Here is a 15,244-nt window from a genome sequence, read left to right as displayed (position 1 = left end):
AGATATTCAAATTGAAAATATTAATCGACATAGGACATCCGGCTCACGTGCATTATTTTAAGAATTTCATTAAGATGATGCAGTCAAAAGGGCATCAATTTCTGATTACCGCAAGGGATAAGGAAGTGAGCCAGCAACTTTTGAAAGCAAACGGAATTGATTTTATTTCCCGCGGAAAAGGAAGCGATTCTGCCTTTGGAAAGATTATGTATATGTTGAAGGCTGATTGTATGCTTTTTAAATATAGTTCAAAATTCAAGCCTGATATTTATATGAGTTTTGGCTCGCCTTATGCCGCACAAGTTGCTTGGTTGAAGCGAAAGCCACACATTGTTTTTGATGATACTGAAAATGCCGTTTTGGGAAGAAAATTTTATTTGCCCTTTTCAGATGTGGTGCTAACGCCTGATTGCTTTAAACTGGATTTAGGGAAAAAACAGATCCGTTTTAGAGGATATATGGAATTGTGTTATTTGCATCCAAACTGGATTGAAAAAAGTCTTGTTTCTATAGATGATTTAGCAATTAAAGACGAAGAGTATGCAATCCTGCGATTTGTTTCCTGGAATGCAAACCATGATATAGGCCATAAAGGATTTAGCGAAAAAAATAAAAAACGAATAGCCGATTTACTTTCTGAAAATTTAAAGGTTTACATTACTTCGGAAAAGAAGCTTTCAGCGGATTTAGAGAAATATCAGATAAAAATTAGACCGGATCAGATGCATTCTGTATTGAAAAATGCCAGCATGCTATTTGGCGAAAGCGCAACAATGGCTTCTGAAAGTGCCGTTTTGGGAATTCCATCCATATACATTGATGACGCAGGAAGAGGTTATACAGATGAGGAAGAATCTAAATATAGCTTGGTATATAATTTTAAAGAATCGGAAGCCGATCAAGAATTAGCCATACAAAAAGCGGCTGAAGTTATCTCAAATGATGAAATTATTACAAATGCAAAAAAAGCCCAAGAAACGCTTTTAAAGGATAAAATTGATGTTACAAAGTTTATGATTTGGTTTGTTGAAAACTTCCCCGAATCAAAAACTATAATGCAATCCAATCCAGATTATCAATTGAATTTTAAGTGAGAACAATACTATGATTAAGATTCTAACCATCATTGGTGCTCGACCACAAATAATAAAAGCGGCGGCGATCAGCAGGGCTGTTGCAACTAAATTTCAAGACAAAATCAAAGAAATTATTGTTCATACGGGCCAGCATTATGATGCCAACATGTCGGATGTTTTTTTTGAAGAACTCAAAATTCCAAAACCAGATTACAATTTGAATATAGGTTCTGGAAAGCATGGCGATCAAACCGGGAAAATGATTTTTGGCATTGAGGAGATATTGGAAAAAGAATGTCCAAATTATATTGTCATTTATGGAGATACAAATTCTACTTTGGCCGGAGCAATAGCGGCATCAAAAATTCATATTCCAGTAGTTCATATTGAAGCAGGATTGAGGTCTTTTAATAAGCGAATGCCCGAAGAGATCAACAGGATTGTCAGCGACCATGTTTCGACCTATCTTTTTCCACCCACACAAACGGGAGTGATTAATTTAGTAAAGGAAGGTTTTAGTATAGAAAATAATCCGCCTTACAGCATAGACAATCCGGGAATATTTAATCTTGGAGATGTAATGTTTGATAACAGCTTGTTCTTTTCAGAGATTGCCGATGAAACTTCCAATATACTTTCTGATATGAATTTGGAAATCAATAATTATATTTTGGCTACCATTCATAGAAACAATAATACGGATGATAAAAATCGTTTGACACAAATTTTCAAAAGTCTTCATCATATAAGTAAACATCAGAATGTAAAAATTATTTTACCTCTTCATCCAAGAACATTAAAGCAGAAAGACAGTTTGCTTCAAAAAGAATTTTTAGAAGATTTGAATTCAAATAAGAACTTAATAATAATCGAGCCTGTATCATTTTTAGAAATGATAGCTCTTGAAAAAAATGCTAAGCTTATTATCACAGATTCAGGGGGTGTGCAAAAGGAAGCGTTCTTTTTTCAAAAGCCCTGCATCATCCTTCGGCAAGAAACAGAATGGGTCGAAATAGTTGAAAGTGGCGCTGCACATCTTTGTGATGCAGATTTTGATAAAATTATTGAAAGTTATAAATGGTTTGATGAAAATGGAGAGATCCAAGCTACAAACCTATACGGTGACGGAAATGCGGCGGAAAAAATTTTACAACATTTATTGAATGACTAACAATATTGTAATAAATAGCAACAAGGAATTAATCATTAGTCAAGTAGGTAATGAGGTTTTCGAGTTTATCAACCAAAATGTTGATGTCTCGGACAAAACCTTCATTACATCTACCAATACAAGATTCAATATCGATTCGCTTGATGACGGAGTCTATGATGCAATAGTGAATTTAAAGAGAGTAAATGATTTCCGATGGATCAATAAGTATTTCGAATCTGTAAATAAGAAACTTCCCATCGGTGGACTATTTATTGATTCTGTAGAAACCTATGCGGTAAGGAAAAATCGGCTTCTTAAAAAATTTCCAAAACCATTCAATTATATCTATTATTTTTTTGATGCTACAATAACAAGGGTTTCTCCGAAGATTAAGCTAACCCAGAATTTATATTTTTTTCTTACGAAAGGAAAAGGACGTGTTATTTCCAGGCCCGAAGTATTAGGAAGGCTCTATTCCTGTGGATTTGAAATCGTTAAAGAAGAAGTAATCAATAACAAGCTGTATTTTGTTTCAAGAAAAATTGCTGAGCCTAGTTTTAACCTTCAGCCCACTTATGGATTACTGATTAAATTGAACAGGGTAGGCAAGGGAGGAAAAGCGATAAAGGTTTACAAGTTTAGAACCATGCACCCTTATGCCGAATATTTGCAACAGTATGTCTTTGAAAAAAATAATTTAAGGGAAGGTGGAAAACTCAATGATGATTTCAGGATATCAACACCAGGAAAAATACTCCGCAAATATTGGATCGACGAATTGCCTATGATAATAAATTTATTCAAGGGAGATTTAAAAATTATCGGAGTACGACCTTTGAGTCCACATTATTTGAGTCTCTATACTTCTGAAATTCAAGAGCTCAGAAAAACTATCAAGCCTGGACTTCTGCCACCTTTTTATGCAGATATGCCAAAAACGCTCGAAGAAATCATGAATTCTGAAAAAACATATATAAATAAGTACAATAAAAACCCTCTTAAAACTGATATTGAGTATTTTTTTAAAGTTTTTTATAACATTGTTGTAAAAAAAGCGAGGAGCAATTGATTTGTTTTTGTACTGCATAAAGCTCTTAATTTACTATCCCAAGCATTGATTTTGCTGTAACCTCACATAAAAACATCTACCTGTAATATGTCAAGGTATCTTCTTGATAATTGATTTTTTTAAGAATGTTAACATAATTATTTACTAATACTTTGTTAATAATAAATTAAATTATACATTAGCTGTCAATCTAAAATTTATTAACATGATTAAGAATTACTATTCGAGTAAAAATCAGGAAGGTTTTTATTCACAAAAAAGTGATCCAGCCAAGAATTGTTGGCGATATCGCTTTTTATCGGTTTTTTTACCAATGTTTTTCCTTTTAATAGGAGAATTGGCAAATGCGCAGGTTTCTATTAATGAAACATTTGCTGGAAGTGTAACTCCAACAGGTTGGAGCTACACTGGTTTTTCTAGGAGTACAAGTCTGTCTTGTTCAGATGGGGCATTGAGAAGAAATTTCTATAGTGCAGGTACAGCTTCAGGAACTATTCAAACAACAGCTTGGGCTTCAAGTGGTCAAAATTTAGCTATTTCTTTTGATTATAAGATTCTTGATTATGATACAGAAGCTGGTTTAAGCAACACGCCTGACTGGGGAACATTAAAGACTGAAGTTTCTATTGATGGCGGAACAACTTACTCAATTGTAGCTGGTACTATAAGCGGTTCTAATCATGTTGTTAGCAGTTCATGTGCAACTGTGAATTATACAATACCTGGTAGCTCTTTGCCTTCAGGCAATAATTTAAAAGTTAGAATTAGTGGTGCTTGGAATTCAGCAAGTGGAAAGGATTATTGGATGGTTGTTGATAATGTAAAATTGACACAAGCATCTTTAACACCTCCAAACTGTGCAACGGCTTTATTGCCAGCTGCAGCGGCTACTGGTATTGCAAGAAATGCTACATTATCTTGGACGGCTGCTACTGGAGCTCCAACAAGTTATGATGTTTATTTAGGAACAGCAACAAGTCCTGCATTTGTAGCAAATGTTACAGGAACTTCATATACTCCGGCAGTTTTTACAGCTAATACAGTGTATTATTGGAAAGTTGTTGCAAAAAATGCAAATGGAAGTGCAGTTGGCTGTGCAGAGCAAAGCTTTACCACTGGAACTTCAGTAATATATTGTACATCTGCTCCAACATCTAATGATAATTCTGGGGTAACAAATGTTACAATAAACGGAACATCATTACCAATAGCTGATGTGTATTATTCAGATCAAACGGCGTCTGTAATCGATATTTATGGAGGAACTACTGTTCCTGCTTCTGTTACTTTCGCAACAGGATATGCTTATGGAACAAATATTTGGATTGATTTAAATGACAATGGTACTTTCGAAACGACTGAACTTATGTTTAGTGGAGAATCTTTGGCTACAAATCCTACTACTTTCGATACATCTTTTGCCTTGGCTGGAAGTGCTGTAGCGGGACAACATAGAATGAGAATCGGTACTGCGGATTCAGGGCAACAACCGCCAAACGCATGTTATTCAGGTACTTATGGGGTGACTATTGATCTTACAGTAAATGTAATTGCAGCAACTTTATGTGTTGGTACGCCAGATGCTGGAGCTGTTTCTCGTACAACAACAAGTGTTTGTAGTGGTGGGGCAATTCCTGCAATTTCTGTTACAGGAGTGACTACTGGAGTATCAGGGTTGCAACTTCAATGGGAACAATCTACAGATGCTGGTGCTAGCTATGTAAATGCAGTTGGAGGAAGTGGTGCTACAACCATGACTTATACTCCACCAGTATTTGGAGGTTCAAACATTCAATATCGTTTGAAAGTAACTTGTTCAGCTTCTGGTCTTTTTGATTATTCTGATGTTTCATCGGTTTCAGGGCCAACTGTGCCATCTACTCAAGCATCAGCTGTAACTGTGGTTAGCGGATTGTCAAGTGCAACGATAAGCTGGACAAATGGAAACGGAAATAGAAGACATGTTGTTGTAAATACAACCAATTCATTTACAGATCCTGTAGGAACTGCTGATGTTGCTGCCGCAAGCACAACTTATACTTCTGGGGAGCAAATTGTATATAATGGAACTGGAAATTCAGTAACCGTAACAGGTTTGACTAACGGAACATATTATGTTAGAGTTTATGAAAACTTTAGATGTACAGGAACTCCAAACACTAATTATTATAATGTTTCAACTGCTACAGATAATCCAAAATCATTTATAATTGATTCAAACGATGCTTGTGCTAATGCAAAAGTGATTGCTTGTAATGATGTAACCACAACATCTTTAGTAGGTTCTACAAATGAAAACCAAGCTGTATGTGGTATTTCGGGAGTAACTACTCAAAATTCAGGTGGTATTTGGTATAAATTTATAGGTACAGGTGGAGAAATAACAGTATCTACTGGACAAACAGTTGCTAGTGTTGATACTCGTTTAGCTGTGTTTTCAGGTGCTTGCGGTACGTTAACTTGTATTGGAGGAAATGATGATATAAACACATCTGCTAGTAATTATAGATCAGAAGTTTTATTTAGTTCAACATTGAGTACAGAATATTATATTTTATTGTATTCTTATAGTGCTACAACTCCTACTGATGCGATAACTTTATCAATTACTTGTGCGGCTCCATGTGCACCAGCAACTTCAAATGATGAATGTAGTGCTCCGGTAGCAGTTACAATTGGCACACCATTGACGACTAACAATACTTGTTCTTCTCCAAGTTCGGGAGTTGCATATCCATCAACAGGAAGTTCATTTGGAACTTATTATGACAGCTGGTATACTTTTAACTCTGGTGCTAATACAGCATTATCATTCACTACAACTTCTACAACTCCAACAGTAGTAGGTTATGCAGTATATACTGGTGCTTGTGGAACACTAACACAAGTATCTGGAAGTTCAAATTTAACAGGTACAAAGGTTACGCTAACAGGCTTAACTGCAAATACAGATTATTTGGTTAGGGCATTTTCTACTACACCAGCATCTAGAGGAACGTTTACATTATCAGTTGCGCTTCCAACCACAACAATCGCTACTGCAGATTGTGGTACAACAAAACAAGAGGTTGGATATGAAAGCATAGATGCAGTTGCAGTTACTGGAGCAGAAGACTATGAGTTTAAAATTGTAAACGGAAGTTTTTCAGCAACTGTTGTTTCTCCAGATGCTAGCGTATTCTTCTCTGAATTTGCAGGATTCCAATACGGTACAACTTATGATGTGTCTGTAAGAGCTAAATTTGCAGGAGTTTACGGTGAATATGGAGCAACTTGCCAGGTTTCTACAACTGCTACGCCAACAACAGAAATGCAATTTTGTGACGAAACTTTAGCAGCTGTGAACTCTAAAGTTTACTTTAAAGGGGTTCCATTGGCTACAGCTTACAGATATGAGGTAACTAATAAAACTTCACTTGCTGTAGTTATAACTGAAAGCGCAAACAGATATTTCTATATGAATACCTTGTCTAACTTTTCTTATGGTACAGAATTTTCTGTAAGAGCTCAAGTACAAGTAAATGGTACTTACCATCCTTATGGTGATGCTTGTGATGTTACTACACCAGCTGCGCCAACACAATTGAGAGCGGCGTATTGTGGTATTACACTAGCAACTATAACTACAAATGTTTATGCTAATTATGTTACAGGAGCAACTGCTTATAGATTTAAAGCTACAAACGGTGCAACTGTACAAGAATACACAACCACTACATCTGAGCCTAAGTTTGCAATCAGTATGTTGAACGAAGCTTTATTGAACACTACGTATTCAATTCAAGTTGCCGCTCAGGTAGGAGGTGTTTGGAGTCCTTACGGTGCAGCTTGTAACGTTACAACGCCAGCTTCTGCTCCATTGACAAAATTAAGAGATGCTTATTGTGGTGCTACATTGTCAGCTATCAATACAAATGTATATGCTAGCTATGTTACAGGTGCAACTGAGTATAGATTCAGAATAACTAATGGTGCAAACGTGCAAACAATTGATGTTACAGAGCCAAAGTTCATGTTTACAAGTCTTGGATCTTATGATCTTGGAACAACTTATACAGTTGATGTTGCATCTTTCGTAAATGGAACTTGGGGCGCTTACGGTGCAGCATGTAATGTTACTACTCCAGCTGCTCCTCTAACAAAATTAAGAGACGCTTATTGTGGAGTTACCTTAAACGCTTTAAATTCTAACATCTATGCAAAATCAATGGTAGGTGCCACAGGATTTAGATTTAAAGTAAGTAATGGAACTGCTGAAGAGGTATACGAAACAACTGGTATGCTTTTCCGTTTGACTTATTTGACAACAATTGTACCTCAAAATGGAACTACTTATTCTATTTCAGTATCTTACAATAATGGTACAGCTTGGTCTGCTTATGGTGATATTTGCTCTGTTACTACTCCAACACCTCCAGTGGCAAGACCTTCTGTAGATAATAGTGTGGTTTCATCAGAAAAATTACAAGTGAAAGCATATCCAAATCCATTTACAAACGATTTCACAGTTGGCCTTAACTTAGTTTCTGAGCTATCTTCTGAAATTTATATCTATGATATGACTGGTAAAATGATCGAAAGAAAAGTCTTAGATGCTAACCAGTTAGAAAAATCAGGACTTGGAAGCAATTTGCCAACAGGTGTCTATAATGTTCAAATTATTCAAGGAAATCAAGTTTATAACTTGAAAGTAATGAAGAATTAAGAACTATTAATTTTATTTAGGAAAGGCTGTCTTTTTAGACAGCCTTTTTTTATGAATTTATTCAATACAGCCTATAATTATTGGAGAATTTGCTTTTTTCTTAAACTTAATGTTTATACTTTTGGCTATATACTTAAATTTATAGAAAGAATTACTGAACCATTAATTTTTTTTAAGAATTATTAATTTTAAAAAGACGATTGAGGTTAACTTATTCGGGAAATTAAAGCTTTAAGCTAAACACATATTTCTGCAATAATTTAATTTTCCTTTCTCCATAAAACTATTCAAATGACAGATTACCAAGATTTTTTTGAAGATAATGACTCTAAGCAAAATAATGTTAACCTGAAGGAAAACATAGAGAAATATCTTATTCATTACAAATGGTTTCTATTCAGTATTGCAATATTTTTAGTTATTGGATTTCTTTATGTCAGATATAAGAACCCTCAATATCAGGCAACTACTACAATACTTTTGAAAAAAGACAAAGGTGGAGTGATGTCTGATTTTACATTGATGCAAGACCTGGGGTTTGGATCTAGTAATAGTTTTATAGATGATGAAATACAAATTATCAAATCGATTCCTATTGTTTCAAGTGTTGTAAGGGATTTGCAATTAAATGTACAATATTTCAAAAGAACTGAAATCACAAAAAGATTGGTTGAAGTTTACAGCAACAAACCATTTGGAGTTTTAGTAAAAAAAATAGATTCAACAAATACAAATCCTATTAATTTTTCGATTGAAATAATTGATAACAAAGAATTTATATATGTGGATTCCAATGCGAATGAAAAAAGGATGCAATACGGTCAAAACATAATAATTGGCAATAACATCTTTACCATTTTGCCTGATTTAAACTATTTAAAAAACTATCCCCAAGCTTATTTCGAAATTGTAATCAATCCCTTTGATGAAGTGGTGGAAAGCTATAGGTCTAACTTGATAGTAGAACCGATTAGTAAAACTTCAAATTCAATTCTGATCAGCTTAAAATCAAATCTTCTGGAAAAATCCAAAGACGTATTGAATAATGTGGTAGCACGTTATATAAGCGATGCCATAAACGATAAAAACAAAATTGCAAAAGCTACAGCTGAATTTATAGACAATAGAATAAATTTCCTGGATAAAGACTTAAATAAGCTTGAAAAAAGTGTTGAGGTTTTTAAAAGAGAAAACAAGCTGACGGACATAACATCTGAGGCAAAACAATTTATTCTGGGCCAATCTGAAATTGAAAAGAAAATCAACGAGACTAGTCTGCAATTGAGTCTTGTAAAATATATGAGTGAATATTTGAATGATAATAAAGAGGAACTCATACCCTCAAATATTGGACTTCAGGAGCCAAATATTGTATTGAATATCGATAAGTATAATCAGTTTCTCTTGAGGAAAAAGAACCTGTTGAAGACATCAACAGAGTCTAACCCTAATGTAATGACGTTGAATTATAATTTAAATGAAATAAGAAGTATTATTGAAGAAGGATTGAAAAATCAAAAGTCATCGTTGTTGATAACACTTAGAAATTTTTCAGAGCAGGATCAACTAGTAAATTCTAAAATAAGTAACATTCCGAGACAGGAAAGAGAATATCGAGATATCTTTAGACAGCAACAAACAAAGGAAGCCTTGTTTTTATTTTTGCTTCAAAAGCGAGAAGAAGCTACAATCTCGGCAGTATCTGCGCTTCCATCGGCAAAAGTTATCAATCATGCCTATGGTGGAAAAAAGCCTGTGTCGCCAATAAAACCACTTATTTTGTTAATTTGTATAGTTGCTGGTTTTATTATTCCATTTTTAATTATTTACATAAAAAATGCTCTAGATACAAAAATCAAAGACAGTAAGCAGCTTGAAAGACTCATCAATATTCCGATTCTTGGCAATATTGCGAGAGGGGAAAGTAATGAAAGAAAAATATTCAGCAAAAACGATAGGTCTACTGTTGGAGAGTCCTTTAGATTATTAGTAGCAAACCTTGAATTCCTGTTGAATGATAATAAAAAATGTAAATCAATTCTGGTTACCTCTACCATCAGCGGTGAAGGAAAATCTTTTGTTTCGTCAAATTTGGCTGCTAATCTTGCCTTTTCAGGCCATAAAGTAGTACTCATTGGTCTAGATTTAAGAGTTCCAAAACTGGATGAGTATTTCAACATAACTTCAAAATATGGTGTTACTCATTATATTAAGAATAATGATTTAATAGTTGATGATCTTCTGAACACGATTGAAGGTATTGAAAATTTGCAGGTTATAAATTCAGGATTGATTCTTCCAAATTTTATAGACATCATAAAAAATAACCGACTGCAGGAATTGATTAAAGAACTTCAGCAAAGATACGACTATGTTATCATTGATTCTGCTCCTATTGGACTGGTGTCAGATACTTTGCTACTGAATAATATTGCAGATTTATGCCTTTATGTTGTTAGGGCTGATTATTTGGACAAGAGATTGCTTGAAGTACCAGAAAAATTAAAGAAAGACAATCGATTTAATGATATTATATTGCTTCTAAATGATGTCGATATGAATAATTTTAAATATGGATATGGAAATGCTTATAATTATTCTGAAGATCAAAACCATAAAAATACCGGAATTTCAAAATTGATTAAAAAAATCAAGAAGAAATAATTAGCGGCGATATGTGTAACGACCTGTAATTTTATACTTAAAAAGACAATCCTCCAAAACCTGTCCGCCACCTACATTATGAACAATAAGGTTTCTTTTTCCGTCAGCCGATTTTTTATTGGTAACGATACCGATGTGGGGCAATTTGTCATTTATCATCCAAGTCACCAAATCACCTGTTTTATAATCTGAAGCATTATCTGAAATACCCAAACTTTTCCCTTTTCGGGTAAAAAATACTTGAAGATTTGGAACCCTTCGATGATCAATATTAGAATCTGTCGAACGTAATCCCCATGTTTTTGGATAAAGTGAGAAATTTCTTTTCATATCCTCGTGTACTTCTTTCTGCAAATCAATGCCGAGTTTTCTGTAGGCACGAATCACAACATCGGTGCATACGCCTGTGTTTTTAGGAACATCACCATTTGGATAGGGAATTGAAACATATTTCGGATCATAAGTCACTTTGTCTTTTGTAATGGAAATGGCGGCATCCGAAAGTTTTTCGGCGAAATCTTTTTCAACCACAAACGAAGAAAATCCCACAAAAAGAAACAAGATATAAATTGATTTCATAACTTAGTATTTGATATTCAAACGATGAAATTTCGGTTTAAGTATCAAAAAATTATAAAATCCATTTCAATAATTAAACGCCAAAAAGTATGGAAGAAAACACTCCTTTTTCAATAAAATATTGGGCGGAAGACGATAAGCCTCGTGAAAAATTAATGCTCAAAGGCAAAAGCGTTCTTAGCGATGCCGAACTTATAGCCATCCTCATTGGATCCGGAAGCCGTAACGAAAGCGCGGTTGATTTAAGCAAGCGTATCTTAGCAAGTGTCGAAAATCTGAATGCTCTCGGGAAATTATCCTTGCAGCAACTTACTGCTTTTAAAGGAATTGGAGAAGCAAAAGCGATAACCATCATTGCCGCAATGGAACTCGGAAGGCGCCGACGTTCCGAAGAAGCAGTTGAGCTTACAAAAATCACTTCGAGTAAATCGGTTTTCAATATCATGCAACCCATTATTGGAGAATTGCCTCATGAGGAATTTTGGGTTTTATATCTTAATAATTCCAATAAAGTCATTTATAAATCACAACTCAGCAAAGGTGGAATTACTGGGACGGTTGTGGATATACGCTTGATATTCAAAACGGCTTTTGAGCATAACGCCACAGCAATTATTTTAGCGCATAATCATCCATCAGGTGTTCTTCAAGCAAGCGATGCCGACAAACAAATTACGAGAAAGCTCAAGGATGCTGGTAAGAATCTGGATATAAATGTTTTGGATCACATCATTATAACCGAAAATGGTTATTTGAGTTTTATGGATGAAGGAATTTTTTGACTTTTATGGCACAATTATTGGTTCTTAGTTTTAAACCTCTTAAAACATAAAATCATGAAAGCAATTACCCTAAAGCCGTATTACTTTGTTTTGTTCTTCTTGTTTACAATCAGTGTTTCGTATGCTCAAACTGTTTTCGATCACAATGGAAATTTTGTAATTCAGCAAGATGAAGAGTATTATCCTGGTAAAATTATTCTAAAAACCAATGATACTTTGATTGGTAGGATTAGTTTGAACTATAGGATCAAAGAAAATTTTTCAGCATTGTTTAATGATGGTACCAATGATGTAAAAATTCCAAACAAAAGTATTGGAAAAATCATCCTTTTCGACAGAAATAATGAAGTGACTGAATTTGAAAGTCTTGACAACAGCAAACAACTTTATAGGATTTTATATTCTGGAAAAGTGAAAATCTACGACAGTTCTTCAAGACCTCAAGCAGGAAATCTGGTAGGGAGTGTTTTTATAAATGAAAACAATCAGGTTTACAGTCTTTTTAATTTTTGGAGTTCTGGATCAAAACAAGACCTAATCGATTACATCAATAAGAGAGATGGTGAAAATTTCAAAAGGCGTGATTTCAAAACGAATGATGCAATTTTTGCTTATCTTGACAAATAAATACTCTTTCACATAGTTGCTTTTATAAGTTTTGGTTAACATTTTTTGTCCCAAGTAATTCTTATCTTGCCGACTCTTGTAAAAAGAAATTACCTATGATTCAAACTCAAAATATCACTTTTTCATATACTGAGAAAGTGAATTTTGTTTTTCCAGATATCCGAACTGAAAACACCGAAACACTTTTGATTACAGGTGGTTCTGGAAAAGGGAAAACAACTTTACTGCATTTATTGGGAGGTTTGCTTCGTCCAAAATCCGGATCAATACTTATTGGAGAAACAGAAATTTCAAGTCTTTCTGAAAAACACTTGGATCAATTTAGAGGCAAAAATATCGGTCTTGTTCTACAGCAATCTCATTTTGTAGAAGCACTTTCGGTTTTAGAGAATGTAGTTTTATCTTCTTGGCTTGCTACAGGAAAAAAAGCGGAACAAAAAGCCAAGTCGCTTTTGAAAGCATTGGATTTGGAAGACCAAATGCATAAGCTTTCTTCGCAACTGAGTATTGGACAACAGCAACGTGTTTCAATCGCGAGAGCTTTAATCAATGAGCCGAAATTGCTTTTGGCAGATGAGCCAACTTCAAGTTTGGACGACGAAAACGCCTTTAAAGTTGCTGATTTGTTGGAAAATCTTTCAAAAGAATATAATGCTTCGCTGATAGTTGTAACCCACGACCAAAGATTAAAAGAACGTTTCCCTAACCAAATTTCTTTATAATGATAGCAAAATTAGCATGGAAAAATATTTGGTTTAAACCGTTGAACACTGCTTTAAGCGTAATTCTGTTGACAGCAAGTGTGGCGATAATCTCACTTTTGATTTTACTGCAGGAGCAATTCGAAAAGCAATTTTCAAGCAATATTGATGGCGTAGATTTGGTTATTGGTGCGAAGGGAAGTCCGTTGCAATTGATACTTTCATCCGTTTATCAAGTGGATGCACCAACGGGAAATATAAGCTACGATGAAGCCAAAATTTGGATGAAGCATCCATTCGTTAAAACGGCTATTCCATTAGCTTTTGGCGATAATTATAGAGGATTTAAAATTGTTGGAACAACACCAGATTATCTTGAAAAATACTCGGCAAAAGTTGAAACTGGAAAAATATTCGACAAGAATTTTGAAGTCGTTATCGGAAGTGAAATTGCCAAAAAATTAAATATAAAAGTAGGTGATAAATTCTTTGGTTCGCACGGAGATGCCGAAGAAGGTGAAATTCATGAAGAATTTGCCTATGTAGTTTCTGGAATCGCAAGCCCGACAGGAAAAGTAATCGATAATTTGATTTTATCCAATATTCAAAGTGTATGGGCAATGCATGATAGTCACAATCACGATGAAGCACATACAGAAAATCCTCCACATGGAGAAGAAGGTCATGTTCATGAAGAAGGCGAGGAAGAACACCATCATCATACTGCTCATGGCGAAGAAGGTCATGTTCACGAAGAAGGAGACGAGCATCATCATCACGAAGAAATCAGTGAGGAAGGAAAAGAAATAACGGCAGTTCTAATCAAGTTCAAAAACAAAATGGGATTTGTACTTTGGCCAAGATTGATTGCTCAAAATACCGATATGCAGGCCGCTTCTCCGGCTGTTGAAATCAACAGACTTTTTTCCTTATTCGGAATAGGATTGCAGGCTTTGCAGTATTTGGCTTATGGAATCATGCTGATATCAGGAATTAGTATTTTCATAGCGTTATACAACACGTTAAAAGAGAAGAAGTACGAATTTGCTCTGATGAGAGTCAGCGGAGCTAGCAGAATGCAATTGCTCGGATTAGTACTTTTTGAAAGTCTTCTGTTGTGCATAACAGGATTTGTTCTTGGTACAATTGTTGGTAGAATAGGGCTGTGGCTGATTTCATCAACAACGGAGCAAGAATACAAAATGGCTTTCGATCCTTTTGCTTTTGCCTTGGAAAAAGAAGGAGTTTTATTTTTAGTAACTATCTTTGTGGGCGTTATTGCCGCATTGATTCCAGCGATAAAAGCCTACCGATTAAACATTTCAAAAACTTTAGCAAATGCGTAAAATATATATTTTAATAGCTTTTTTAGTAATTGGTTTTATAGTTGTCGAGAATGAATTCTCTTCAAAAGAAGAAAAAATTGAAACAATAGGAAAATCAAATTCTTTAGAAACAGCATCCTTCTTTCCTGCCAATTTTGGAGCGGATGTAATTTCGGCTCCGACCGCTATCGATACCTTAAATTGGAAGTTGTTGGGTATGATCAAGTTTGTAAAAAAAGCCGACAAGGAGTATGGGGAAGTGATGTATCCGGTTATCAGTCCGCTTTTGAAACAGAAAAATAAGAAAAGAATTGCAATGACAGGTTTCATTGTTCCAATCGATAATGTTTCATTTGCTTTGAGCAAAAATGTATTTGCATCCTGTTTTTTCTGTGGAGCCGCTGGTCCGGAAACCATCATGGGAATCAAATTTAGAGGAGCAACTCCAAAATTGAAAACCGATCAATATGTTACCCTTGAAGGAAATTTCAGGGTAAATGAGAATGATGTCGAAGATTGGATTTATCATATCGAAGATGCCGTAATCGTTAAAGGAAAATAAA

Annotated in this window: 11 protein-coding genes; 10 read left to right on the top strand and 1 reads right to left on the bottom strand. The window is 34.7% G+C overall.

Annotation, left to right across the window (positions count from 1 at the left end; translation table 11 throughout):
• Nucleotides 1-11: 11 nt before the first annotated feature.
• The 5 genes from ACI6PS_RS05665 (at nt 12) to ACI6PS_RS05645 (ending at nt 10,667) form a co-directional block, all read left to right on the top strand.
• A complete protein-coding gene (locus ACI6PS_RS05665; protein ID WP_421011574.1) occupies nt 12-1,094 on the top strand; it encodes a DUF354 domain-containing protein in 1,083 nt (360 codons plus the stop codon).
• A gap of 10 nt (nt 1,095-1,104) precedes the next feature.
• On the top strand, nt 1,105-2,247 hold the full coding sequence (gene wecB / locus ACI6PS_RS05660; protein WP_421011573.1) for a non-hydrolyzing UDP-N-acetylglucosamine 2-epimerase: 1,143 nt from the start codon (nt 1,105-1,107) through the stop codon (nt 2,245-2,247).
• The gene (locus tag ACI6PS_RS05655; protein ID WP_421011572.1) at nt 2,240-3,298 is read left to right on the top strand and encodes a sugar transferase; all 1,059 of its coding nucleotides are present in this window, start codon (nt 2,240-2,242) and stop codon (nt 3,296-3,298) included. Before wecB ends, ACI6PS_RS05655 begins: the two co-directional genes overlap by 8 nt.
• A gap of 205 nt (nt 3,299-3,503) precedes the next feature.
• Nucleotides 3,504-8,003, top strand: a complete 4,500-nt coding sequence (locus ACI6PS_RS05650; RefSeq protein ID WP_421011571.1) for a GEVED domain-containing protein — start codon at nt 3,504-3,506, stop codon at nt 8,001-8,003.
• A gap of 291 nt (nt 8,004-8,294) precedes the next feature.
• Nucleotides 8,295-10,667, top strand: coding sequence for a GumC family protein (locus ACI6PS_RS05645; RefSeq protein ID WP_421011570.1), 2,373 nt, complete (start codon nt 8,295-8,297; stop codon nt 10,665-10,667).
• Here the strand turns inward: ACI6PS_RS05645 and ACI6PS_RS05640 are convergent, their stop codons facing one another.
• Nucleotides 10,668-11,246, bottom strand: a complete 579-nt coding sequence (locus ACI6PS_RS05640; protein WP_421011569.1) for a DUF1287 domain-containing protein — start codon at nt 11,244-11,246, stop codon at nt 10,668-10,670. It lies immediately after the preceding gene.
• Nucleotides 11,247-11,335: 89 nt separating this feature from the next.
• On the opposite strand from ACI6PS_RS05640, the gene radC reads away from it, so the two are divergent.
• The 5 genes from radC to ACI6PS_RS05615 all read left to right on the top strand — a co-directional run bounded on the left by radC (nt 11,336) and on the right by ACI6PS_RS05615 (nt 15,243).
• Complete coding sequence (gene radC / locus ACI6PS_RS05635) at nt 11,336-12,028, top strand: RadC family protein (protein WP_421011568.1); 693 nt, start codon at nt 11,336-11,338, stop codon at nt 12,026-12,028.
• 54 nt (nt 12,029-12,082) lie between these two features.
• A complete protein-coding gene (locus ACI6PS_RS05630) occupies nt 12,083-12,655 on the top strand; it encodes a hypothetical protein (protein ID WP_421011567.1) in 573 nt (190 codons plus the stop codon).
• A gap of 95 nt (nt 12,656-12,750) precedes the next feature.
• Nucleotides 12,751-13,377, top strand: a complete 627-nt coding sequence (locus tag ACI6PS_RS05625; RefSeq protein WP_421011566.1) for an ABC transporter ATP-binding protein — start codon at nt 12,751-12,753, stop codon at nt 13,375-13,377.
• Entirely contained in the window at nt 13,377-14,702 is a 1,326-nt protein-coding gene (locus ACI6PS_RS05620; protein ID WP_421011565.1) for an ABC transporter permease, read from the top strand. The genes ACI6PS_RS05625 and ACI6PS_RS05620 overlap by 1 nt, the downstream gene beginning before the upstream one ends.
• A complete protein-coding gene (locus ACI6PS_RS05615) occupies nt 14,695-15,243 on the top strand; it encodes a hypothetical protein (RefSeq protein ID WP_421011564.1) in 549 nt (182 codons plus the stop codon). Before ACI6PS_RS05620 ends, ACI6PS_RS05615 begins: the two co-directional genes overlap by 8 nt.
• Nucleotide 15,244 lies beyond the last annotated feature (1 nt).

The organism is Flavobacterium sp. PLA-1-15, from assembly GCF_049060005.1.
GTDB lineage: Bacteria > Bacteroidota > Bacteroidia > Flavobacteriales > Flavobacteriaceae > Flavobacterium.
Note: the sequence above shows the minus strand (reverse complement) of the source record. Positions and strands in the feature narration are given on the sequence as shown.

What these genes read in the sequence shown, in the direction of transcription:
- wecB (WP_421011573.1), top strand. Translation starts at nt 1,105, where the DNA reads ATGATTAAGATTCTAACCATCATTGGTGCTCGACCACAAATAATAAAA.
- ACI6PS_RS05640 (WP_421011569.1), bottom strand. Translation starts at nt 11,246, where the DNA reads ATGAAATCAATTTATATCTTGTTTCTTTTTGTGGGATTTTCTTCGTTT.
- ACI6PS_RS05655 (WP_421011572.1), top strand. Translation starts at nt 2,240, where the DNA reads ATGACTAACAATATTGTAATAAATAGCAACAAGGAATTAATCATTAGT.
- ACI6PS_RS05650 (WP_421011571.1), top strand. Translation starts at nt 3,504, where the DNA reads ATGATTAAGAATTACTATTCGAGTAAAAATCAGGAAGGTTTTTATTCA.
- ACI6PS_RS05630 (WP_421011567.1), top strand. Translation starts at nt 12,083, where the DNA reads ATGAAAGCAATTACCCTAAAGCCGTATTACTTTGTTTTGTTCTTCTTG.
- radC (WP_421011568.1), top strand. Translation starts at nt 11,336, where the DNA reads ATGGAAGAAAACACTCCTTTTTCAATAAAATATTGGGCGGAAGACGAT.
- ACI6PS_RS05615 (WP_421011564.1), top strand. Translation starts at nt 14,695, where the DNA reads ATGCGTAAAATATATATTTTAATAGCTTTTTTAGTAATTGGTTTTATA.
- ACI6PS_RS05625 (WP_421011566.1), top strand. Translation starts at nt 12,751, where the DNA reads ATGATTCAAACTCAAAATATCACTTTTTCATATACTGAGAAAGTGAAT.
- ACI6PS_RS05620 (WP_421011565.1), top strand. Translation starts at nt 13,377, where the DNA reads ATGATAGCAAAATTAGCATGGAAAAATATTTGGTTTAAACCGTTGAAC.
- ACI6PS_RS05645 (WP_421011570.1), top strand. Translation starts at nt 8,295, where the DNA reads ATGACAGATTACCAAGATTTTTTTGAAGATAATGACTCTAAGCAAAAT.